Genomic DNA, 23756 nt, shown 5'->3' with positions numbered 1-23756 from the left:
TCGCACAAGGCGGTCTCACCGCCACCAGTCCAGTCAGTTCACCATCAATATGCAATCTCGTCCAGACCCACTTGGAGGCTGGTTGAGTAAATGCCTTACTTTTCCATAGCAACCGTAGAACGTCGGCGCCTATGATGCCGATGTCGCCGTACGAAGGATGGACAGCCATGACTGAGAACGAGGCGGCAGGCGCCGCTTCCCACGCTTTTCCGATGGCCCGCGGGTGCCCTTTCGGACCGCCGCGGGAGTACGCGGAACTGCGCGAGCAGGGCCCGGTGTCCCGGGTGACCCTGCCCACCGGCCGGTCGGCCTGGATCGTGACGGGTTACCAGGAGGTCCGCTCGATACTGGCCGACCCCCGGGTCAGCGCCGACATACGGCACCCGAACTTCCCGGCGCTCGTCGCCGGCGAGCAGGAGGTGGGCGCCAGGACCAGGCCGTTCATCAGGATGGACCCTCCCGAGCACACGCGGTTCCGGCGCATGCTGCTCGCGGAGATGACCGTCCGCAAGGCGCGCGGCATGCGCCGGAACATCCAGCGCATCGTCGACGAGCGCATCGACGAACTGCTCGCCGGCGGCCCCCCGGTCGATCTGGTCACCCACTTCGCCCACACCGTGTCCAGCACGGTGATGTGCGAACTCATCGGGGTACGACGGTCCGACCCGTGGTTCCGGCGCGTCACGGGGACGCTGGGTTCCCAGGTCTTCGGCGGCGGCGCCAGCACCGCCGAAGGCGCGGCGGAAGGCATCGGCGCCCTCTCCTCCGTGGTGGACGGGATCATCGCGGAGCGGGAGGCGGCCCCCGGCGACGACCTGCTCAGCCGGTTGACGACCCAGCGGCTGCACACCGGCGAGGTGAGCCGCGAGGAGCTGATCACGACCATCGCGATCCTCGTCGTGGCCGGCTGGGAGACCACGACGAACCAGATCGCGCTGAGCGTGCTGGCGCTGCTGGAACATCCGCACCTGATCGCCGAGCTGCGCGCGGACCAGAGCAGGTTCCCGGCCGCCGTCGAAGAACTCCTCCGCGTTCTTTCGGTCGGCGACTCCATCGCTCTGCGCACCGCCACCGAGGATATCCACTTCGGCGAACACGTGATTCGCAAGGGCGATGGAGTCATACCGCTATTGGCTGCCGCAAATCATGATGACAGCATCTTCCCTTCACCCGAGGAGATTGATTTCGAGCGGAAAGGAAAGCAGCATGTCGCATTCAGTTACGGCGTCCATCAATGCGTCGGGCAGAATATCGCCCGCCTGGAACTGGTGACCGCGATCAGCACTCTTCTCGACCGCGTTCCCACGCTCCGTGCGGCGGCTCCGCTGCACGCGGTCCGGTTCCGGCACGAAGGCATCGCCTTCGGGCCGGAACAGGTACTCGTCACCTGGTGACCACCGGCCGTTCCGCACCGCGCAGCACGGCCAGGTGCGGAACGGCCGCCCCGTGGGGAGGTGGCGGCGGTTCGAGGGTCAGTCCCGCCTCCTCAGCGATCCGCTCCAGGGTCACCGTGTGCCAGTGGTACGCGTCCCGCACCTCCCGCACCAGCCGCGTCCCGTCGAACACGCGCCAGGTCGTCTCCAGGCGCATCCGCTCCTCACCGGCGGGCTCACCGGCCATCCACCACTCGTAGCGCAGGCCGCCGAGAGCCGCCTGACGCAACCGGGTCGGCGGCATCGAGACCGGGGTGTACAGCCCCATGAGTTCCACGACGAGCGGGGCGCCGGGAGCGAGACGGCCGGCCAGCTCCCTCAGCAGCGCTCGGCGCCGGTCCGGCTCCAGGTGCCCGAGCATCCCGCAGGCGATCACGCCGCAGAGCCGGCCGGGCAGGGCGAGGTCGTTCGCGGCGTCGGGCAGCACCGTCACCCGCTCCGCCGTCCCGGGGTCGTCCGCGAGGCGGCTGGTCAGGATGGCCCGCATCCCGGGGGATGGCTCGGCCGCGACGATCCGGCAGTCCGGGTAGGCGGCGGCCACCTGACGTGTCACCAGGCCACTGCCCGCGCCGATGTCGAGCAGGGGGCCCGCTTTCGGGTCGATGCCCGCCAGCGAGGCGACCACCGCGGGGCCGGTCCGGTCCGTGTGCTCCCGGGCCCCCAGGTCGAAGAACTCGGCCGGCTGGGTGTACCCGGCTCCGGGAGCGTCACCCTCGGCCCCGGACGGCTCCGACGGCGCCGACCTGGGCGACGCGGTCTTCCCGGCCGGCCCGCGGCCAGGGCGCTCTCCCGGCCCGAGCGGGCCGGACGAGGCCAGGTCCGCCGCGGCCAGTGGAGTGGGCGCGGACGGGCGGATGAGTTCGGGCGGCCCGAGCCGGGCCATCAGGTCCCGCCACACGTGGAACACGGCGAGGTCGTGCTGGGCCGTGCGCAGCACGTCCGTGCCGTCCCGGATCGCGTCGCGCAGCGCGCTGAGCGCGTCGGTCACCGCCGACGGCCACAGACCGGAGAAGACACCGTCGAAGCTGCGCGGCTCCCGTGAGACGTCACCGACGAGAGAATGTGTGGGCAGCCGCAGCCACTCCGCACCGGGCCCGGAACGGAAGACCAGCCGGTGCCCGTCGTCGCGCGGCGAGTGCATCCGGGGGTGCCAGAGCACCGGCCCGTGGGTGTCCGCGAGCGTCAGCACACCGCCCTCGGTGGCGATGGCCACGCGGTGCCAGAACAGGGCGTGGTTGTCCCGGTCCCCCGGATGGATCTGGTTCTGCACGCGCAGCGTCAGCGGCGCTCCGGCCAGGGCGCCGTGCAGGGTCCGTACCGGTACGCGCCCCTCGGAGGCGGCGAGCACGTCGTCCCCGACGGCCGCCACGTCCCCGAGCTGCCACGGGCGCAGTCCGCCGAGCGCCCGGCCCAGGATGTCGATGAGCGGGGCCAGCACGTGTACAGGCGACGCCGCGTCCACGTACAACACCTTCTGCCGGGCGCGGAGTTGGCGTGCCGCGTCGAGGAAGACGCGGACGGGCTCCACGTGGGGGTAGTGAGTGTTGACGCGGTACTGAAGCTTCCGCTTCCTGGCGACGCGGAGGGTCTCGGACAGTTCGTCCGGGTGCAGCGGGTGCTCCTGGAGTACGTGCACTCCCCGGTGCAGGAGGCCTAGGCTCAGTTCGGTTCCGGGCCCGCCCATCACGGCTGACGGCACGACGACGCAAGCGACGTCGAGGTCGTCCGGCAGTTCGTCGACACCGGTGTGGCAGGGCACGCCGAACCGCTCGGCGGTCTCCTTGGACTGGCTGCTGCCCTTGGCGAGGATGCCCACCAGCTCGAAGTTCGGGTGCTCGCGCACGGCGTCGAGGTAGAAGCGGCCGAAGTTGGTACCGGCCACCACCGTTCGCAGGGGCCGGCGGGGGGAGGCGTTCACAGCTCACCGTCCTCGAAGTCGTCGCCCGCCCGCTCGCCGCCGTGGCCTTCGCCCTCGTAGACCGAGAACTCGGCCGCCCCGGAGCGGGTCAGGTCCTCGATCGCCTCGGCGGGCGTGAGCACGTCGCCCGCGAAGTGCAGGCCGGACGGGACGCGGCCGTCCGTGAGGGCGCGGACGGTGTGGGCCGCGACGGCGCCCGTCAGCCGGTAGCTGTCGTCCGCGCGCACGACGGCGGTGCGTCGGCGGTCGGGCCCGGACAGCGTGAGGACCAGGCGGTAGTAGGGCTCGGTGCCTGCCAGGTCGATCTCGCCCGCCCGGATGATGCGCCGGACCAGTTCCCTGCGCTGCTCGGGCGTATCGGCGGGAAGGGTCGGAAGCGCGGTGAACAGCGCCCGTACCTGGGTGCCCGGGAAGACGTTGTACCACTCGGCGTCGGCCAGGCCGGTCGCTCGCGCGCCGCGTTCCAGCTCCGCGGTCAGCAGGGGCTGAAGGGCGACGCGTTGGGGGTAATGCGGCACTTCGGCACTCTCGTCCACCCGCAGCGCCCGCGGGACGCGCCGGCCGTCGCGCCAGGCCGCCAGCGGGTGCCCGTAGGGCTCGCCTCCGGCGCCGCCGACGTTCAGCGAGAGCAGGATGTCGGCGGCGACGGTCTCGGTGGCGCGTTCGAGCCCGCCGGCGTAGGCCACCAGGCGCGTCGCACGCGCCGGGTCCTCTTCGGCCAGTTCCGCGAGCCGCCGGTGGACCAGGAGGGAGAGCCCGGGCACGGTGCCGGCCGACAGGACGACGGTCCGGCCGGCCGGCACCGCGCGGTCGGCGGTCAGCGCCTCGTGCACCGGGTCGTCCCCGAGTACGTCGACGTAGTCGGCGCCCGCGTCGAGGGCGGCCCGGGCCACCGTGTCCTTCAGTGCGTAGCTGGGCCCGGCGCAGTTCACCACCACACGGCAATCCGCGCAGAACTCGGCGAGTGAAGCCGCCTCCAGCGCATCCACCCGGCGGGTCTCCGCCTTCGCCCGGCTCGCCGTCCCGGCCTGGCCGGCTTCGTCGCCGATCACCTCCGCACGGATGGCGTCGGGCCTGCGGGCGCCCAGACGCAGCGGGCCGGCCCCCGCCCGTGCCAGGGCGGTGGCGGCGTGGTGGCCCACCGCCCCGGACGCTCCCAGGACGCCGATCACGCTTCCATCCCTTCGATGATCTCGCGCAGATGCCCGAAGACGGTCGGCACGTTGTCGCCGGTCATACAGGTGAAATGCTCACCCGGGATCTCGCGGCTCTCCAGGTCGCCGAGGCAGATCTTCGCCCAGTGGTCGGTGATGGTGTCCGCGCTGCCGGGGAAGGGGTACGCGCCGTTGTGCCGCAGAAAGGTGATGTCCCCCGCGTACGGTTCGGCCCGGTGCCGGCTCAGCGCGTACGTGCTCTGCTGGTAGGTGCGCAGGGCCCTCAGCAGCCCCTCGGGCTGGTAGGTGCCCTCCAGGGCGGGCGGCAGCGCCTCGCACATCCGGGTGACGCGGGCCATCCGGGGCAGCGATTCGAGGCGCGTGAAGGTTTCGGCGACGTCGGCGTACTCCCCGTCGAGGTCGGCGATCGCTCCGTCGACGATGGCCTCCGGCGAGCGGTCGAGGACGGCGCCGACCGCGGCGCCGACCCGGTCGGAGTCGGCCGGGAACCCGATGTGGGCGTGGTCCATGCCCATCATCAGGGAGAAGGAGTACTCGGAGAGCAGTTCGTCGTCGATCCGGAACGTCGGGCTGTGGCTGCTGATGACGGTGAGGCTGCGGACGTCCGCACCGGCCTCCGTCAGCCCGCGTGCCACCTCGGTGGCGATGACGCCGCCCACGCAGTAGCCGACCACGTCGAAGGCGGTGTGCCCGGTGTCGACCAGGGCCCGCGCGTACCGTGCCGCGAGCCGGTCGATGAGTCCGTCGGGGTCGGCGTTGAGGAACGTGTCCAGTTCCGGGATCTCCAGACCGACCAGTCCGTTGCGGCCGGCCGTCTTGTTGCGGATCTCGGTGATGAGCGGCCGGTAGGGAAGGAGTGTGCCCGTACCGGCGTGCACGAGGACGGTGACCGGCCGCGAGGGGGGCGTCTCGACGAGGGTGACGACGGGGGACGCCTCGCCGCTCTCACCCTGCTGGTCCGCCGTCACGTCACGCAGGTAACCGGCCAGTCCGGCGACGGTCGGCTGACGCAGCAGGTGTCGCAGGACGACCTCCCATTCCAGGTCCCACTCCAGGCCGTCCAGGCCGTCGAGCCCGTCCCGGAGCCGACCGACGATGCGTGCCACGAGCAGGGAGTCCCCGCCCAGCTCGAACAGGTCGTCGTCCCGGCCCACCTCGTCCAGTTCCAGCAGTTCGGCCCAGAGGGCCGCGATCGCCCGCTCCAGGTCGTCCTGGGGCCGGCTGGAGGCGGGTGCCTCGGCCTGCCGGTCGGTCTGCGCGGCCCAGCCCTCCAGCCGGGCGCGATCCAGCTTGCCGTTGGCGGTCTTCGGCAACTGGTCGAGGAGCTGCCAGCGGGTCGGCACCGCGTACTCGGGCAGCAGTTCCGCGCAGCCCGCGCTGAGTTCGGGCACCGTGATCGGTGCGCGCGTCGGCTTGGGCTGCACGAAGTACAGCCGCCGGCCGTAGACGGCGGTCTCCTCCGGTCCGGCGGGGAACTCGGCGGCGATGCGGCCGTCCTGCTCGCCGAGGAGTGTCGTCCACTGCGCGGCGGTGAGGAAGGACTGCTCGTCGCCCGCACGGACGTCGGTGAACGGGCCCGCGTGCTCGGGGAGGAACTCGGTGGAGACGCGCAGGGCATGGTCGTCGTCGGTGGCGTTCTGCAGCAGCACCAGCCAGCCGCCCGCCGTGACCAGGGACCGCAGCCGGGCGAGGGCGGCCTCGACGTCGGGGACGTTGTCCAGCACGCCGACGCAGATCAGCACGTCCACGGAGTGGGGCGGGAAGCCCTGTTCGCGGGCGTCCTGGGCAGGGTCGAAGGAGGCGCACCGCACCCGCGGGTCGTCCGCGAAGCGCTGTTCGACCGGGGAGCGGTGCCGGGCGGAGGAATCGGTGGCGAGATAGTCGAAGGGGAGATCGCCCAGAGCGGGCACCAGCTCGGTCACGGCACCGCCGCCGCGCAGTCCGACCTCCATCACCCGCAGCGGAGCGCCCTGCGCGCGGCCCCGGGCCATCTCCACGACACCGGCCACGAGCACCCGGTGCAGCGCGTGGGCCGCCGGGTTGTTCCGGTAGGCGGCGTCGAGCGCCTCGGCGGAGACACCGGAGAACGGGAGGTCCCCGGGGTCCGCCCGGCCGGTGAGCAGGGACGGCAGGACGCGCGCGCAGTTACGGACCATGGTGAACAGCTCGGCGCTCCACCCCGCCTCGCGTTCGCGCGTGGCGGCCTCCTCCCATGCCTCTTCGGTGGCGCCGGGCGCGGGGGCGGACAGGTTCCGGTAGCCGCCGTCGGCCTCGGTGAGCCTGCCCTCCGCCACCAGGCCGCGCAGCCAGCGACGGACCAGCCGGTGGTGCTCGGGGGCCGCCTCCAAAGCCTGGCAGACCCGGTCGGCGGTCAGGGGCTCCTCGGCTCCGGCGAAGACGGGCGCGAGCGTCTCGCACATGGACGAGAGCGCGGCCGCGTCCAGTGCCGCGCGGAACGCCGCGAGCGCGGGCAGGTCCACGCCTTCGGCCGCGTCCCGCCCGGCCCGCTCGAAAAGGTCCCGCAGCGCGCGCTGCACCGGCGGCGCTGCGCCGAGGTGCGCGGGCTCGACGAAGGCGGCGAGCGTACTGGGGGTCGTCCGGCCGGCGTCGCCCCGGCCGCCCGCCACGACGACGGCGGCGGCGCCGACGGAGGGGAGGGATTCCACGGCCGCCTGGATCTCCCCCAGTTCGATCCGGTATCCGCGGATCTTCACCTGGGTGTCCGCACGGCCCTGGAACTCGATGACGCCGTCGGGGTGGTAGCGCCCGAGGTCACCGGTGCGGTAGAGACGCTCGCCGGTGTCCGGGTGCTCGACGAAGGAGGCCGCGGTCCGCTCCGAGTCGCCGAAGTACCCCTGGGCCAGGCCGGCTCCGCCGATGTACAGGTCGCCGGTGACCAGGTCCGGGCGGGGCCGCAGGGCGGAGTCCAGGACGTGGAAGCTCTGGTTGGCCAGGGGCTTGCCGTAGGGGATGCTGCGCCGGGTCGAGTCGGTGCGGGAGACCGGGTGGTGGATGGACCAGATGGAGGCCTCGGTGGCACCGCCCAGGCTGTGCACCTCGGCGCCGGGGGCCCAGCGCCGGACCGCTTCCGGGAGGCTGACGGGGATCCAGTCCCCGGACAGCATCATGAGTCGGACCGAGGGCAGCGGCGGGTCGTCGGAGCGCAGGTAGTCGTGGAGCATCTGGAGCTGTCCGGGGACCGAGTTCCAGACGGTGACGCTCTCCCGCCGGACCGTCTCGGCCCAGCTGGAGGGGTCGCCCCGGCGTTCGGGGTGGGGCATCACCACGGTGGCGCCCACGGAGAGCGGGCCGAACAGGTCGTACACGGAGAGGTCGAAGCCGAGCTGGGCCAGGGCGAAGACGCGGTCGTGCTCGGTGACCGCGAACCGCCGGTTGATGTCGGCGATCGTGTTCAGGGCGGCTGCGTGACTGATCATCACGCCCTTCGGCGTGCCCGTGGAGCCCGAGGTGTAGATGACGTAGGCCAGGGAGTCGGGATCGGCTCCGGTGTCGGGGGCGACGGCGTCACCGGCGCGCTCGGGGAGGCCGTCCACCGCGATGACGGGGGTGCCGTCCGGCCAGTCGCCGTCGGCCAGCCAGGACTGGGTGAGGACAGCCCGGGCATCGGCGTCGGCCAGGATGGTGTCACGGCGCCGGGGCGGCTGCGTGGTGTCCAGCGGCAGATAGGCGGCACCGGCCATGAGGACGCCGAGGACGCCGGCCGCCTGCTCCCAGCCCTTGTCCATCGTGACGGCCACGATCTGCCCGGAGCCGACGCCTCTGGCCGTCAGGGCCCGGGCGACGCCGGTGGCCCGCGCGACCAGTTCGCGGTAGGTGAGCGTGTGGTCCTGGCCGACGACGGCCACCCGGTCCGGGGTACGGCGCGCGGTGTCGAGCACCGCCTCGTGGAGCAGGGCTCGGGGAAGCGGAGCGCTGGTGTCGTTCACGCGGGCCCGCACGGCACGGGTGTGCTCGGGCAGGTCGATCTCCGCCGGCGCGGACCAGCACGCGGGGTCCTCGGCCAGCCGGCGCATGAGGTGGGTGAAGGCACCGAACAGGTCCTCGGCGGTTCCCTGAGCGAGGACACCCTCGCGTACGTCCCAGCTCAGCGCGAGGCCGTCGCCGCGTTCCATCACCTGGCAGTCGATCCAGACCTGTGGTGTCTGGGTCTGGGCATGCCGGACCACGGCTTCCGGCTGCCGCATGGTGGCGGAGCCGAGGGTGCTGGTGAAGACGACCGGCGCCAGCAGCGTCTGGGCCTCGCGCAGCCGGGCCATCTCGGTCAGCACCTGGCTGCCGGTGAACAGCGAGTGGGCCAGGTCCTCCAGGAGGTTCGAGCTGACAGCGCGGACGCGGTCGGCGAAGGCCTGCCGCTCCCGCAGGTCCACGGCGAGCAGTTCGACGGCGGTGAAGTCGCCCACCAGCCGGTCGACGTCCTCGTGCAGCGGGAGCCGGGTGAAGGTGGGGAGGTTGAGCAGGAACTCCTGGTTGCGACTCCACCGGCCGATCACTTCGGCGAAGGCGGTCAGAGCCGCGGCGGACACGGGTATGCCCAGCGCCGTCGCGTGGGCCCCGAACGCCTCGCGCTGCCCGGCGCTCAGCACGGTCTCGTACCGGCGGAAGGGGCCGGGAGCCCCGGCTCCGTCCGCGAGCGGCAGCTCCGGCGGGCCGGGCAGGTCGGGCAGACGCCGCAGCCAGTAGTCGCGGTGCCGGTTGTACTCGCTGGTGAGCGTCTGCCGACGGCGTGCCAGCACGTAGTCACGGAAGCGGGCGTTCAGCGGCGCCAACGCGCGCCTGTGGTACACGTCCTCGAGTTCGGCGAGGACGATGAGGAGGCTGGCGTAGTCCACGATGAGCTGGTCGATGGAGAGGTGCAGCAGCAGCGCGTCGTCGCAGCGGGTCATCCGGAGCTCGAAGAGCGGCGGCCGGTCGGTGGGCGGTACCCGTGCGGCCAGTTCGTCCCGGACGCCGACCACCCGGAGTTCGACGTCCGCCGCCGCGAGGCCGCGCATGTCCTCCACGGGGATCGGTGTCTCGGGGATGGTGGGCAGCACCTCCTGGGAACCGTCCGGGTGCACGACGGCTCGCAGCATGTCGTGCCGCTCCACGATCGACCACCACGCCTCGTTCAGCCGGGCCGGCTCGGTGTCGGCGGGGTAGGCCAGCTCGGTGTAGACGTGGCAGGCGACGCCGCCGTAGCCGTACGCGCTGCCACGGCCCACGAGGTAGGCGCCCTGGATGTCGGTCAGCGGGAACGGCTGGTGCGCGGCCTCGGGTTCCGGGACGAGGCGGGTGGCCCGCGCCCGTTCGGTCAGATGGGCCAGCACGTCCCCACGGCGCGAGCGCAGCAGCGCGCGCCGCTCCTCGGTCAGCGCGCCCTGCGGGGCGCGGAAGCGCAGCTTGCCGTCCTCCTCCCAGAGCCGGATGCCGTGCCGCTCCAGATCCGCGACGATGTCCTGCGCTTTCATATCTCTCCACTCTCTTCGTACTGATCACTGATCTGGAGGGCGTCGACCCGGGCTGCCAGGTCCGAGAGGGTCGAGGCCGCCAGGAAGGCACGCACGGGGATGTCCGTGCCGAAGAACTCGTTGACCGCTGCGACGAGGCGCAGCGCGGTGAGGCTGTCGCCGCCCTCGCTGAAGAAGTTGGCGTTCCGGTCGGTCACTTCGGTGCCGAGAAGCTCGGCCCAGAGGGCCGCGACGTGGCGCTCGGTCTCGCCGGCCGGAGGGCCCGATGTCTCGTGCTGCGAGGCCACCGAGGCGGCGAGCGCAGCCCGGTCGACCTCGCCGTCCTCGGCGAGGGGCAACTCCTCCAGCGTTTGGACGAAGGTGAAGCGCCCGGGCGTCGCGTGTGCGGGGAGGAGGTTCTCCAGGTGCTCGGGGAGGCCGGTGGGCCGCTCACCGGCGGGGACGACCACCGCGTGCATCCTGCGGTCGTGCTCCGCTCCGGTGACGAGAACCACCGCGCGGGCGACGCCCGGGTGCGTCTCCAGGGCTGCCTCGACCTCGTCCGGTTCGACGCGCCGGCCGCTGATCAGGGTCGGCTGTCCGGACGGTGCGAACAGGTCGAGCGTGCCGTCCGGCCGGTGGCGCGCTCGTGTCCCGGTGCGGTACCAGCGTGTCCCGTCCTGTTCGACGAGCCGGCTGGAGCCGGTGTCGCCGACCCGTTCCGTGATCCCCTCATCGCTGATCCACAATTCGCCGCCCACCCAGTCCGGCCGGTCCCGCCCGGCGGTGTCGACCACGCGGTGCCGACGGCCGGCGAGCGGCAGGCCGGCGGGCATGGGCGTCGCTTCGGCGGCGGCCGTCGCGGGCGGCTCGTACGCGGCGGCCCACAGGGCGGTGCCGGGCACGGTGCCAAGCGAGACGAAGCGGCAGCCGGGGCCTGCCAGCTCGCGCACCCGGCGCGGCAGGGCGTGGCCCGCCCGGCCTCCCGAGACCATGGCCAGACGAAGCCTAGGCAGGACGCGGGGCCCGGCTGCCGAGGATTCGGATTGCGTCTCGGTGAGGAGCCGGTCCAGCTGAAGCGGGGTGCTGTTCCACACCGTGACGTCGTGCCGGAGGGCCACTCGCGCCGGTGCGGCGGGGTCGGCGCGCTCCGCGTCGGAGGTCAGGACGAGTGCCGCCCCCGTGCCGAGCAGGCCGAGGACGTCGAACAGGGCGCCGGCCGTGTGGGGTTCGCTGACCGCGATACCCCGGTCGTCCTCGCTCACGGAATACCGGGCGCGAAGGTCCGCCAGCGTTCCTTGCACCGCCGCGTGGCTGAAGGTCAGGGGACCTTGCTCAGTGAGGCGGACGAGGGCGGGGGCGCCGGGGTCACCGTGGAAGGATTCGCACGGTGTGGCCCGCGCCAGCACCTCGGAGAAGGTGACCGTGCGCACGCCGCCGATGACGGTGCCGGGCACGTCGGTGACGACGAGGACGGCACCCGCCGCCTTGCAGTTCTCGGCCACACCGTCGGGGTCCGGCGTGGGTCGCAGCGGCAGGTGGACGGCGCCCGCGGCCAGGGTCCCGAGGACCGCGGAGACCTGGTCGGCCCCGACGGGCAGCAGGGCCGCCACCGTGTCGCCGGGGCGGACGCCATGGTGGGCCAGGCCTCCCGCCACCAGGGTCGCGCGCTCCGCGACCTGCCCGTACGTGAGGGCGCTGCCGTCCGGCAGGAGAAGCGCCGTCCGCTCCGGGGCGGTCCGGGCCCACCGGAGCACGTCCTCGTGCAGCAGGGTGGTGGGGACGGGGACGGGAGTGCCGGCGAGCCGTTCCCGCGCCCGCTTCTGCTCGGGCGGAAGAGCTGCGGGGAGGGGGCCCTGCGTCCACTCCTCATCGGCCAGCCGGTCGAGCATGCGGCAGTAGGAGTCGAACATGGCGTCCAGCACGCCGGGACGGAACAGCTCCTCGATGGCGTCCCAGCTCACCAGGACGCCGCCGCCCGACTCCGTCACCTGGTTGTCGAGCATGACCTGCGGCGTCTGGGAGATGCCGAAGACCTTGGGCGGGAAGGCGCCGCTGAGGTCCTTGGTCTCCCGGTCGCCCACGCCCACCGTGCTGCTGAAGACCACGGGCATGGCGGCCTCCACGGTGCCCGTGCGCCGGGCGAGTTCCTGCATGAGCCAGATCGCGGACGCCTCCCGGTGGTCCAGGTCCTCGCCCATGACCCGCTGGAGGCGATGTGCCGCGTCGAGCCAGCTCTCGCCCGGGCGGGGCCGGTGACCGATGAGCGAAACCGAGGTGAAGTCGCCGACCAGGTGGTTGATCCGGGGGTGCACCGGAAGCCGGTTGAACAGGGTCAGGTTGACGGTGACCCCGTCCTGGTCGCTCCACGCGGCCAGGACCTCCACGTAGCAGATCAGCAGGACCACCGAGGGGGTCAGGCCCTGGCGGCGGGCCCGTTCGCGCAGCCTCTCCCAGCGGTCGGCCGGCAGCGGTCGGCTGCGGCGGGTGAACCGGGGGCGGATCACCGCGGCGGGGTCGCCGGCGAGCGGTAGCTCGGGGGCGGGCGGCAGGTCGTCCAGCCTGCGCAGCCAGTAGGCGCGGGCCCGCTCGACCTCGTCCTTCTCCGGTACCACGTCGAGCACGTAGTCCCTGAACGAGATGTCGATGGGCGGCAGTGCGGCGTCCGGATCGGCGTGGAGCGCGTCCAGTTCGGCGTAGAGCGCCATGATGGAGGCACCGTCGAGGACGATGTAGTCGAGACCGACGGCCAGCCGGGTCCGGGTGCGGCCCTCGCTCGGGTAGCGCACGGCCCGGATGTCGAAAAGGGGCCAGCGGGTCAGGTCCAGACGCCGGTGGGAGGACTCGGCGCGCAACGCCTCCAGCACGCCGGGCGCCTCGTCCTCCGTGCCGACCTCGGTGACCGGGATGGTGAAGCGGGGGGCCTCGCGCAGGATGCGTTGGCGCCCCTGGTCGTCGAAGACGGCGCGGAGCATCTCGTGGCGCTCGATCAGCGTCCGCCACGCGCGTTCCACGCGGGCCAGGTCGACATCGGCGCCGTCGAACTCGCTGTAGTGGTAGGTGCCGACGCCGCCGAGCGGCAGCCGGTCGTCGCGGCCGATCCAGAACGCGCGCTGCACGTCGGTGGGCGGGAACGGCTCGTACCGGTGGGCGAGGTCGCCGGTGCCCAGCGTCTCGGCACGGTGTTTCTGCCGGGTGAGGGTCGCGGCGAAGTCGGAGAGCCGGGGGCGTGCGAACAGCTGGGCGACCCGCGCCCCGCCGACATCGCGGGCACGCAGCGCGGCGATCACCCGGGTGGCCAGCAACGAGTCGCCGCCGAGGGCGAAGAAGTCGTCGTCACGTCCGAGCCCCGGGGCGCCGAGGAGTTCGGACCACACTTGCGCGAGGGCGGTCTCCGCCCATCCGGCAGGAGGCTCGCCCGGTCGCTCCTCGGCGGCGGCCGTGCCCGCGTCCACCAGCGCGGCGGCCTTCTTGCGGTCGGGCTTGCCGTTGGCGGTCAGGGGCAGCGCGTCGACGATCTCGATGCGGGACGGGACCATGTAGGCGGGGAGCTGCCGCGTGAGGCCGTCGCGCAGTTCGGCCCCGGTGGGCCTTCCTCCCGGTGTGCCGGCGGCGACAAGGGCCAGTTGAGCGGGGCTCCCGGTCACCAGGGCCACGCAGTGGGAGACGTCCGGCCGTGCGGCGGCCGCGGCCTCCACCTCGCCGAGTTCGATGCGGTGCCCGCGCAGCTTGACCTGGTGGTCGACGCGGCCGAGGAACTCCAGTACCCCGTCGGAGCGGTACCTGGCCCGGTCCCCGGTCCGGTACCAGCGCCTGCCCTCGTGCCGCACGAACTTCTCAGCGGTACGGTCGGGATCGCCCCGGTAGCCCTCGGCCAGCCCGGCACCGCTCATCCACAGCTCACCCGGGACCCAGTCCGGGCAGTCCCGGCCCCGCGCGTCGACCACCCGGGCCCGCATGTTGGGCAGGGGCACGCCCCAGGGGATGGAGGCCCAGTCCGGCTCGACCTGGTCGACCTCGAAGACCGTCGAGTGCACGGCTGCCTCGGTCATGCCGCCCAGCGCGACGAACCGCGCGTCGGGTGCCAGGGCGCGCAGGCGTCCCGGCAGGTCCATGCCCACCCAGTCGCCGCCGAGCAGTACCAGCCGCAGCGTGTCGCCCAGTCCCTCGGGGTCGGTCTCAGCCGCGGTGAGGATCATGTCGAGCAGCGCGGGGACACAGTTGACCAGGGTGATCCGGTGTTCCCGCAGCAGCCGGACCCAGTGCTGCGGGTCGCGCTGCGCCGCCTCGTCGACCAGGACGACCGAGCCGCCCGCCGACAACGGTCCGAACAGGTCGTAGACCGCCATGTCGAAGTCCAGCTCGGCCAGGGCCAGCCCCCGGTCGGAGGCGCCCACTGCGAACCGCGCGTTGATCGCGGCGAGGGTGTTCATCGCGGCGCCGTGGGAGACGTCGACTCCCTTCGGGGTACCGGTGGAGCCGGAGGTGAAGATCGTGTACGCCACCGCTGAAGCCGGCTGGTCCAGCACCGGAGCCACGGGCTGCCGGGTGTCGGCCGCGCCGAGAAGAAGCACGCGGGGCGAATCTCCGTCGGCGCCCTGGGCGGGCGACTCCGCCGCGCCGCCTGTCTGGTCGGTCAACACCGCCGTCGCCCCGGCGGCCGCCAGGACGCGGGCGGCGCGTTCGGCGGGCTGGTGCACACCGATGGGGACGTAGGTCGCGCCGGCTCCCAGCACGCCGAGGACCGCCGCGGCCTGCCCGACGCCCCTGGGGAGCCGCACCGCGACCGAGTCGCCCGGCCGCACACCGGCGTCGGTGAGCAGCGCCGTGACGCGCCCTGCCCAGGTCCGCAACTCCTGGTACGTGTGGGAGCGGCCCTTCTCGTCGATCAGCGCCACCCGTTCGGGCTGGGCCGACGCGGACCGGTGGAATCCTTCGTGCAGCAGTTCCGTCACCGGCGGCGCGTCGGTGTCGTTGACGCGTCCCCGGACACGGGCCTGGCCGGCTGGGAGCTGGGCGCCCACGGGGCGGGCCCACGCCTCCTCGTCGTCCAGCAAGGCTTCGAGCAGGTTCCGATAGGCGTCGAAGGCCGCCGCCGGAACGCCAGGGGCGAACAGCGCCTCCCGCACGTCCCAGTTGAGCAGGAGACCGCCGTCCAGCTCGGTCACCTGCGCGTCCAGCCACACCTGCGGACCCTGCGAGATGATCCAGGAGGGCTCGCCGAAAGCCTCCCGCACGGCACGGTCGTAGACCTCGCCGAGGCCGAGGGCGCTGGTGTAGACGACGGGCGCGAGTACAGGCGTACCCCCAGCGGCGCGCGAGAGGTCCCGCAGGACATCGACGCCCGTGTACGTCCCCCGGGCGATCGTTCGGCGCAGCTCCGCCTGGATGTCACGTGCCGAGTCGAGGAAGGGACGCTCGCGGCTCAGGTCCACGTCCAGCAGGACGGAGCTGCTGAAGTCGCCGATCAGCAGTTCGGTGGCGGGCCTGCTCAGGTCCCGGTCGAACAGCGGGAGGTTGAGCAGGAACCTCGGCTCGGCGCTCCAGGAGGCGAGCACCTCGGCGAAGGCGGCGGCGAGCACCGCCGTCGGGGTGACGCGGTGGCGCCGCGCCCGTTCGAGCAGGACACGTTTGCGCCCGGCTGTCAGGTGGTGGTGCAGGCGGGTGGTCCGGTGGTACTGCGGAGCCGCGGATTCCGGGCTGAGCGGATCGACGACCGTGGGCAGCTGGGGCGGGGCGCTGAGTCCGTCGAGCCGGTCGTGCCACCACGCGCGCGCCGTGGCCACCTCGGTCTTCCTGCGCTCCTGATTCTCCCGCAGATAGTCCCGGTAGCTGTGGCCGATGTCCGGCAGGGGCTTGCCCGGCTCGTCGTAGAGGTGCTGGAGGTCCGCCAGGAGCACGCGCATGCTGGCGGCGTCGGCTCCGACCATGTCGAGGTCGATGTGGAGACGGGTCCGGTCGTCGGGCAGCAGGCTGAGCGCCACGTCGAACACCTCGCCCTGCTCGACGTCCATGCGCCGGTGGGTGTAGTGGTCCCGCAGCCGGTCGAGCGCGTCGGTACGACCGTCGGCCGTCTCCTGTCTGAGGTCGTGCACGGTGACGGCCGGTCGGGCGGGTTCGGCGAGGATCTGCTGGCGACCGTCGTCGAGCACCTTGACCCGCAGCATCTCGTGGCGTCGGCGCAGTGCGGTGACGGCGACGGCGAGGCGCTCCGGGTCGACGCCGGTTCCGTCCAGTTCCGCGTAGAAGTGGGCTCCCACGCCGCCGAGGGGCTGATCGTCCTGGCGCCCGATCCAGTAGGCGTGCTGCATGGCGGCCAGGGGGAACGGGCCGTCCGGTGTCGTCTCGTCCGACCGCTGCGCCTCAGTTGCCAGAAGGCCGGCCCCCTCCGGTCCCGTGTCCGTTTCTCCCGGCGGGACGGCGGCCGGGGCAGCCCTCAGCACGGCCAACCACTCCCCCAGCGTCGCCGCCTCGGCCAGCTGCTCGTAACTGACCTTGACGCCCCGGCGGCGCCAGTCGGCGGTGAGCCGGATGATCCCCAGGGAGTCCAGCCCGAGCTCGAACGGATCGGCGTCCAGGGTCACCTCCGCGAGGGGAGCGTCCACGGCGGCGGCCACCGCCCGGAGCACCTCCGCCTCCCCGAACTCCGCTCGTCCCGGTGCAGGCGCTTCGCTCACGAGTTCCCGTTCCTCCCTCATCGGTCCACCACTATCTCAAATGACAATCATATTCATTTACCTTAGCCTAGACGTTCGACGGCGTCGGCACCAGCCGTAACTTCTGCACCACGGAGGCAAGATGGGCACGACCGCGATCCACGGAGCACCGTCCGGCACACCGGACTGGCCCGACTGGCCGGCGCAGGCCGCGCAGCACTACCGGGAGGCCGGGTACTGGCGTGACGAGGTCTTCGGCGACCTCCCGTCCCGTCAGGCGTCGATACGTCCGCGAGCCACGGCCCTGGTCGACGGTGACCGCCGCTGGACCTACGCGGCGCTCGCGGCGGACGTCGAAGTGCTGCACCGGTCCTTGTACCGCCGTGGAGTGCGCCGCGGCGACCGCGTCATCGTGCAGCTGCCCAACCGGGCGGAATTCGTGCTGCTGTGGTTCGCCTTGCAGCGGCTCGGCGCCGTGCCGGTGCACGCGCTGCCCGGCCACCGCCGCCACGAGATCGACCACCTCGCCCGGATCACCGGGGCGGTCGCCTACGTGATCCCCGACCGGCACGCCCGCTTCGACCACCGCCCCCTGGCCGTGGAACTGCGCGCCGAGCACCCCTCGCTGCGGCACACGATCGTGGTCGGCGACCCAGGGAGCCACGCCGACCTCGTGCCCTACGAGACGCTGCTCGACCCGCAGGCGCCCCCGGTCACCGATCCACAACCCCCGTTCGCCGCCGGGGCCCTGGCGCTTCTGCTGCTGTCGGGAGGTACCACCGGCACCCCCAAGCTCATTCCGCGGACGCACCAGGACTACGCCTACAACGCGCGGGCCGCGGCCGAGGTGTGCCGGCTCGACGCGGACTCGGTCTACCTCGCCGTCCTGCCGATCGCCTTCAACTTCACCATGAGCTGCCCCGGCATCCTGGGCACGCTACAGGCGGGCGGTACCGTGGTGCTCTCCCCCAGCCCCAGCCCGGCCACCGCCCTCGAACTGATCGAGCGGGAGAAGGTGACCGTCACCGCCGTCAACCCGCCGCTGGTGCCCTACTGGCTGCGCGAACACGAGGAGGGCAGCCACGACCTCTCCAGCCTCACTCTGCTCCAGGTCGGTGCCGCCCGGCTGGCCGACGACCTCGCGCGCCGCATAGGCCCCACGCTCGGATGCCGGCTCCAGCAGGTGTTCGGCATGGCCGAGGGACTGCTCAACCTGACCGACCTCGACGACCCGGACGAACTCGTCTGCTCGACGCAGGGCCGCCCGGTCTCCCCGGCGGACGAGGTACGCATCGTCGGTCAGGACGACGAGCCCCTGCCCGACGGCGAGGTCGGCGAACTCCTCACGCGCGGCCCTTACACCCTGCGCGGGTATTACCGCTCCCCCGAACTGGCGCGCACCCACTTCACCGAGGACGGCTTCTACCGCACCGGCGATCTCGTCCGGCGGCTGCCCACCGGGCACCTCAGCGTGGTCGGCCGCGTCAAGGAGCAGATCAACCGAGGGGGCGAGAAGATCGACGCCACCGAGGTCGAGGAGCACCTGCTCGCCCACCCGGGCATCGACTCCGTGGCGCTGGTGGCCGCGCCGGACACCGAACTCGGCGAGCGCTCCGTGGCGTTCCTCATGTGTGACGGCCCGGCGCCCGGGGCCCGGGAACTGGCCGTCTTCCTTCGCGGGCGCGGCCTGGCGGGGTACAAGGCTCCGGACCAGGTGGAGGTGATCGGGCAGATGCCGTTGACCCCCGTGGGGAAGACCGACAAGAACGCCCTGCGGAAGCTGGCTCGGCGCGCGGAGGGGAGGGCCTGATGGCGCCGGCTGCACTGACGGGCCCCGGGGTGGCCGCACAGGTGGGGAGGGGGCCCGGTGCGCGTATCCGTCGACCGTGACCTGTGCGTCGGTGCGGGGCAGTGTGTGCTGTCCGCCGAGGGAGTGTTCGACCAGGACGGGGACGACGGCCTGGTCGTACTGCGCGACTCTGGCCCCTCGCCCGCGGAGTGGGACGCCGTCCGCGACGCCGCGGACCGGTGTCCCGCCGGCGCCATCACACTGCGCGAGGAGTGACTGCCTCCGGGGCGACCATTGCTGCGCGGGAGCAGTGCTGACCGGTGGAGGCCGGTCAGCACTGCTCCCGCGCTTCAGCCGCTGGTCGTTCCCCGTCGTGCCTCAGCTCGGCGTCGAGGTGGACGCCGCCCCGCGGCCTGGGGCCGGAGGGTGCCGTCCGTCAGCATGAGGCACCGGTCCGCCGTCGCGGCGACGATCGCACTGTGGGTGATGAGCAGCAGGGCAAGCCCCTGCTCGTCCCGCAACGTCGCCAGGGTGTCGAGCACTTCCCGTTCGGTGGCTCCGTCGAGGGAGGCGGTCACTTCGTCGCAGAGCAGCACGCGCGGCCCGGCGGCGAGGGCCCGGGCGAGGTTGGCCCGCTGCCGTTCCCCGCCGCTCAGCTCGCTCGGGCGGCGGTGGCTCGCGCTCGGGGGGAGGGAGACCGCGCCGAGCAACTCCGTGGCCGGCAGCGGAGTGAGGCCGCCACGGACCGCTGCGCGTCGGGCCCTCTCCAGAGCCTTGCCGACGGTCTCGCGGGGATTGAGCGCGGCACGGCTGTCCTGATCGACATGGGCCACCGACAGCCGCTCCGCCACCGGCCTGCGCGCGGCGGACCACGGCTGGGCAGAGCCGTTCAACCAGAGGAGCCCCGCCGTCGGCTCCAGCGTTCCCGCCAGCATCCGCGCCAGCGTGGTCTTGCCCGCTCCGGACGAGCCCATGACGGCCACGGACTCGCCGGCGTCCAGTGTCAGGTCCACGTCTCGCAGGACGGGTTCGGGCCCTGGTCCTCCTCGGACGCCTTCCGCCTTCACGACGCAGGCTTTGTGCTCCCCGGCCCGCCGTGGTGAGGGGCTGTCGCCCGGTCGCCGAGGGGAGTTGAGGGCGACGCTGCCGACCACGTCGCCGACTTCGGTGAGTCTGCCGTGCGTCAGACCGACCTGGCGGTCGGTGAGACGGTCGACCACCGCCATGTCGTGGCTCACCACCAGCATGGCCGCCTGGCGGACCGCTGTGCGCAGCAGGTGGATCAGGTCTTCGGTCGTACCCGGGTCGAGGCCGCTCGTCGGCTCGTCCAGGACGATGAGTTCCGCGCCGGCGGCCAGGGCCGAGGCCAGGGCCACCCGTTGGGCCTGGCCTCCGGACACCTGGTGCGGGAAGGCCCGCGCCAGGTCGGCGGGCAGCCCCAACTGTTCCAGCGCCTCGGCGCGGAAGGACGCAAGCTCCGCCCGTGGCACTCCTGCCCGCCGGGCGGCACGGTCCAGTACCCATCCGATCCGGTGCTCGGCGGGCAGCGCACTGGCGCAATCCTGGGGCAGATAGGCGGCCAGGCGGCCGCGCACCCGCCGTGCGCCGACGGCGGAGAACGGGTCGTGGCCCGCGACTCGCACCGTCCCGCCGAGACGGGTCAGCCCCGGCCTCGTGTAGCCCAGCAGCGCGTGCGCCAGCGCCGTCTTGCCCGATCCCGACCGGCCGACCAGGCCGACCCGCTCCCCCGGGCGCATCGTCAGCGAACACGCGGAGAGCACGCCGCATTCCGCCCACGCCAGGCTCAGGTCCGCGACCTCCACCAGTGTCATGCCTCTGTGTTCCGTTCGTCTCGTGATCGCCTGACCGGAGACGTGAGGCGATCTGCGGCAAGGGTCGTCCCGAGCGCGAGCACGACCAGCAGGAGGGCGGGAGCCAGCACCGGCCACGGCTGGGCCCCTGCGCCCACCGCGTTCTCCCGGACCAGCCGGCCCCAGTTGGCGGCCGGCGCCGGTGCTCCCAGCCCCAGAAAGCCGATGGTCGCGCAGAGTTGCGTGGCGGCGATGAAGCGCAGTCCGGCCTCGGCCCACGCTTCCGAGGCGATGTTCGGAAGGATGTCGTGGCGGATGACCGCGAACCTGCTGTCTCCCCGGGCCAGCGCGGTGCGTACGTAGGCCAGATCTGCCAGCCGGGCGGTGGCCGCACCGATCACCCGCACGGAGAACGGGAGGCTCACCAGGGTGACGGCCACCAGCACGGCGACATCGCTGCCGGGGCTGCCCGCAGCGATCAGCAGAGTGATCAGGAGCGGCGGTACGGCCGCCAGGCCGTCCACGACATGGAGGAGGCCCTTGAGTGGCCCGCCCCGGGCCAGCCCCGAGCAGGTACCGATGACCAGGCCGACCATGCTGCCCAGTGCGGTCGCCGCCAGCGCCTGGAGGACGAGGGTCCGCCCGCCGTGCGCGGTCCTGGCCAGCGCGTCGCGGCCCAGCACATCGGTGCCGAAGGGCCTCGACCAGCTTGCCGGTTCGAAGGGGGCGCCCACCCGCTCGGTCGGCGAGGGCAGCGGCAGCCACGGGCCGGCCAGGGCGACCAGCGCAGCCAGGAGCAGAGCTGCCACCAGCAGCCGCCTGCCGAATGTACGTGTCACGGTGCGCTCCGTGCGGCCGGACGCCGGGACCACGGGCGGGAGCGGACGTTCAGCAGCCCGGCCAGCAGGTCGCCGACGCACAGGATCATCAGCGCGGCACCCGCGAGGCTCAGCCCGAGCCCCTGCACCATCGCCACGTCCCGGTACGTGACGGCTCGTGCCAGCTCACTGCCGACACCCGGGTAGTTGAACAGCGTCTCGACGACGAGACTTCCCCCGAGCGATCCGGCCGCCATCACGGCCAGGCCCTGGATGCCCGGAGCGGCGGCCGCCGGCAGCACGTAGGACCACGCCAGCCGCGCACCCGACTCCCCGTCGAGCCGGGCCTGCTCGACGGCGGGGCTCTCGGCGACGCCGACCACCGCGGCGCGGACGAGACGAGTCGCCACTCCGAGGCCGCCCAGCACCAGGGCGGTCACGGGCAGCACCAGCATCTCCGGATGCCGCCACGGGGAGTCGCCGGGCGGAAACATCGACACCGCGGGGAACAGCCCGCCGAGGTGGGCCAGCACCACGACCAGACCGGTGGCCAGGAGAAACTCGGGCAGCGCGATCAGCGCCACCGTCACCGAGGACAGCAGCCGGTCGCCGGGACGGCCGGCCCGGAGACCGGCGACCAGCCCGAACACCGTGGCGAGTACGGCGATGACGGCCACCGCGAGCCCGACCAGCACCACCGAGTTGCCGAACCGCGAGGCGAGCACCTCGGTCACCGGCCGGCCTGCGGCGGAGGAACGACCGAGATCGCCGGTCAGCACATCCCCCAGCCACGCCACGTAGCGGGTGACGGCCGGCTCGTCGAGACCGAGGCGTGCCCGGGCCTCCGCCCGCTGGTCCTCCGTGGCATCCGGGCCGACGAGAGCCCCCGCCGCGTCCCCGGGCAACGCCTCGGTCGAGAAGAAGAGCACGGCCGACAGCAGCAGCAGCGTGGAGACGACGGTCACACCACGGGCCAGCCCGAACCGGATCACGCGATCACGCCGACGTGATCTCGGCGGCCGAGAGGTCCGGGAACTGAAGCGACCGCACACCGCTCAGCCGGTCGGTGTGGGCGTCCAGGGTCGGGACGAAGACCGGGATGATCTGGTTGCCCTTCTTCCACAGCAGGTGTTGCGCCTGGTGCGAGGCGGCTTCCCGGTCGCTCTCGGAGAGGGCGCTGCGGGCGGTGGCCAGCAGCTTGTCCACGTCGGGGAACGATCCGGGGGTGTGGTTGGCCTCGAAGGGGGCCGGCGGGTTGTAACCGGCGGCGAACGGCAGGCGCTGGTAGGCCCCGTAGTCGGCGAAGAGCTGTCCGGCCGGCAGCTCCTTCAGACGGGCCTTCACCCCGATGGCCCGGAGGTCCTCCACGATCAGGGTGGCCGTCTCGACCATGCCGGTCAGCTCAGGACCGGCGGTCAGCTCGATCGCCATCCCCTCGTGGCCGGCCTCACGCAGCAGTGCCTTCGCCTTCTCGGGGTCGTGCGTCCGCTGGTCCAGGCTCTTGGCGTACCCGGGGAAGCCGAGTGCCGGGACGTCGTTGCCGAGCTCGGCGCGGCCGTAGTACACCGTGTCCACGATGGCCTGGCGGTCGACGGCGAGGCGGAAGGCCCTCCGCACCCGCTCGTCCTTGAACGGCGCGTGCGACAGGTTCATCTCGAAGCGCAGGTTCGACACGTACGGCGGCTCTCCGGCCCCCACGGTGAAACGCCGGTCCTTCGCCAGAGACCGCGCCTCGAAGGGCGAGACCCCGCTGACGAAGTCGGCCTGGCCTTCCTTGAGCGCGTTGACTCTCGCGGCGGCCTCGCCCATGGACAGCAGGTGGATCTCGTCCAGGTGGGCCTCGTCGCCGAAGTAGTCGGGGTTACGCCGCAGCACCGTCTGCTGCCCGGGCTCGAAGGTGTCGATCAGGAACGGCCCGCAGGACGGCGTACTCGGGGTGAACTCGGTGGTGCCGTCCTTGATGACCAGCATGCTCTGGCACAGCAGCAGCCGTCCGTCGGCGATCGGCTGCGCCGTGGGCAGGCGGAGGGTGCGCCGGTCGAGCTTGCGGGCGGCGGAGAGGTCGAAGTTGCGCCCGACGAGACGGGTGAACGGCAGGCCCTCCAACTCGTCCGGGGCGCGCAGCGAGTGGAGCAGGTCGGCAGCGGTCACCGGGGAGCCGTCGGTGAAGGTGACGGAGTCCCGCAGCCGCAGGGTGTACGACTTGAGGTCGTCGCTGATCTCGATGGACTCCAGGATCCCGTAACTGACCCCGTCCGGCTGTGCCGCGTCGATGGTTCCCAGAGGGGCGTGGACGAGCCGCGCCCGGACGAAGTCGAGGGCGGTCGGCCCGACGAAGTAGTTCAACGTCTCGCTCGATCCCCCTCCCGCGAAGGCCGCCCGCACCGTCGCTGGCGCGTCGTCGCCGCCCCCGTCCGAAGAGGAGGAGCAGGCGGTCAGCAGCCCGGAGAGGCTCGCTGCGGTCAAGGCACCGAAGCCCAAGAAGGTACGACGCGGGAGATCACTCACTGTTTGTCCTTGCTTGCGGGAGAAGAGACAGGGGACCGGGCACAGGCTCGTCGCCGCCGGCCGCCGAGGCGCGCGGCTCCGCCGGCGCTCACACGCGGGCAGGCCGGAGAAGCGGGCCCGGCCCGGCCGGTCGACGCATGGCCTGGTCGCCTCAAGCCATCATATGGAAATAATAATCGTTCTCAATAAGGTTTACATGAA

11 protein-coding genes are annotated in these 23756 nt (G+C 72.6%); 3 read left to right on the top strand and 8 right to left on the bottom strand.

All coding sequences use genetic code 11. The annotated features are described in order from the left end of the window. Positions 1–167: 167 nt before the first annotated feature. A complete protein-coding gene (locus tag ACFWMZ_RS09175; protein ID WP_383200471.1) occupies positions 168–1394 on the top strand; it encodes a cytochrome P450 in 1227 nt (408 codons plus the stop codon). On the opposite strand, the gene ACFWMZ_RS09170 is transcribed toward ACFWMZ_RS09175, so the two are convergent. Genes ACFWMZ_RS09170 through ACFWMZ_RS09155 form a run of 4 tightly spaced genes read right to left on the bottom strand, consistent with a single transcriptional unit; the run spans position 1384 to position 16650 of the window. Then, complete coding sequence (locus ACFWMZ_RS09170; RefSeq protein WP_383171805.1) at positions 1384–3351, bottom strand: Gfo/Idh/MocA family oxidoreductase; 1968 nt, start codon at positions 3349–3351, stop codon at positions 1384–1386. The genes ACFWMZ_RS09175 and ACFWMZ_RS09170 overlap by 11 nt on opposite strands. After that, positions 3348–4523: a saccharopine dehydrogenase NADP-binding domain-containing protein gene (locus ACFWMZ_RS09165; RefSeq protein ID WP_383171804.1), complete on the bottom strand. Its 1176-nt coding sequence runs from the start codon at positions 4521–4523 to the stop codon at positions 3348–3350. Before ACFWMZ_RS09165 ends, ACFWMZ_RS09170 begins: the two co-directional genes overlap by 4 nt. Next, the gene (locus tag ACFWMZ_RS09160; RefSeq protein WP_383200468.1) at positions 4520–9994 is read right to left on the bottom strand and encodes an amino acid adenylation domain-containing protein; all 5475 of its coding nucleotides are present in this window, start codon (positions 9992–9994) and stop codon (positions 4520–4522) included. Before ACFWMZ_RS09160 ends, ACFWMZ_RS09165 begins: the two co-directional genes overlap by 4 nt. Then, a complete protein-coding gene (locus ACFWMZ_RS09155) occupies positions 9991–16650 on the bottom strand; it encodes an amino acid adenylation domain-containing protein (protein ID WP_383200465.1) in 6660 nt (2219 codons plus the stop codon). The genes ACFWMZ_RS09160 and ACFWMZ_RS09155 overlap by 4 nt, the downstream gene beginning before the upstream one ends. Positions 16651–16771: 121 nt before the next feature. Between ACFWMZ_RS09155 and ACFWMZ_RS09150 the strand changes: the two genes are divergently transcribed. Continuing rightward, positions 16772–18439 (top strand): (2,3-dihydroxybenzoyl)adenylate synthase, encoded by a 1668-nt coding sequence (locus ACFWMZ_RS09150; protein WP_383171799.1) that lies wholly within the window; start codon positions 16772–16774, stop codon positions 18437–18439. A gap of 57 nt (positions 18440–18496) precedes the next feature. After that, entirely contained in the window at positions 18497–18694 is a 198-nt protein-coding gene (locus ACFWMZ_RS09145) for a ferredoxin (RefSeq protein WP_383171797.1), read from the top strand. Positions 18695–18768: 74 nt separating this feature from the next. Here ACFWMZ_RS09145 and ACFWMZ_RS09140 read toward each other — a convergent pair whose 3' ends face one another. Genes ACFWMZ_RS09140 through ACFWMZ_RS09125 form a run of 4 tightly spaced genes read right to left on the bottom strand, consistent with a single transcriptional unit; the run spans position 18769 to position 23513 of the window. Beyond that, a complete protein-coding gene (locus tag ACFWMZ_RS09140) occupies positions 18769–20250 on the bottom strand; it encodes an ABC transporter ATP-binding protein (protein ID WP_383200463.1) in 1482 nt (493 codons plus the stop codon). Continuing rightward, positions 20247–21068 carry an ABC transporter permease gene (locus ACFWMZ_RS09135; RefSeq protein ID WP_383171793.1) on the bottom strand — a complete coding sequence of 274 codons (822 nt, stop codon included), beginning with the start codon at positions 21066–21068 and terminating at the stop codon, positions 20247–20249. The genes ACFWMZ_RS09140 and ACFWMZ_RS09135 overlap by 4 nt, the downstream gene beginning before the upstream one ends. Further along, entirely contained in the window at positions 21065–22039 is a 975-nt protein-coding gene (locus tag ACFWMZ_RS09130; RefSeq protein WP_383171791.1) for an ABC transporter permease, read from the bottom strand. Before ACFWMZ_RS09130 ends, ACFWMZ_RS09135 begins: the two co-directional genes overlap by 4 nt. 4 nt (positions 22040–22043) lie before the next feature. Continuing rightward, on the bottom strand, positions 22044–23513 hold the full coding sequence (locus tag ACFWMZ_RS09125; protein WP_383171788.1) for an ABC transporter substrate-binding protein: 1470 nt from the start codon (positions 23511–23513) through the stop codon (positions 22044–22046). Positions 23514–23756: the final 243 nt, after the last annotated feature.

The sequence above is a fragment of the Streptomyces sp. NPDC058373 genome (assembly GCF_042723275.1).
GTDB lineage: Bacteria > Actinomycetota > Actinomycetes > Streptomycetales > Streptomycetaceae > Streptomyces.
This window is presented reverse-complemented; position numbering and strand designations above follow the sequence as displayed.

What these genes read in the sequence shown, in the direction of transcription:
- ACFWMZ_RS09175 (WP_383200471.1), top strand. Translation starts at nt 168, where the DNA reads ATGACTGAGAACGAGGCGGCAGGCGCCGCTTCCCACGCTTTTCCGATG.
- ACFWMZ_RS09150 (WP_383171799.1), top strand. Translation starts at nt 16,772, where the DNA reads ATGGGCACGACCGCGATCCACGGAGCACCGTCCGGCACACCGGACTGG.
- ACFWMZ_RS09140 (WP_383200463.1), bottom strand. Translation starts at nt 20,250, where the DNA reads ATGACACTGGTGGAGGTCGCGGACCTGAGCCTGGCGTGGGCGGAATGC.
- ACFWMZ_RS09160 (WP_383200468.1), bottom strand. Translation starts at nt 9,994, where the DNA reads ATGAAAGCGCAGGACATCGTCGCGGATCTGGAGCGGCACGGCATCCGG.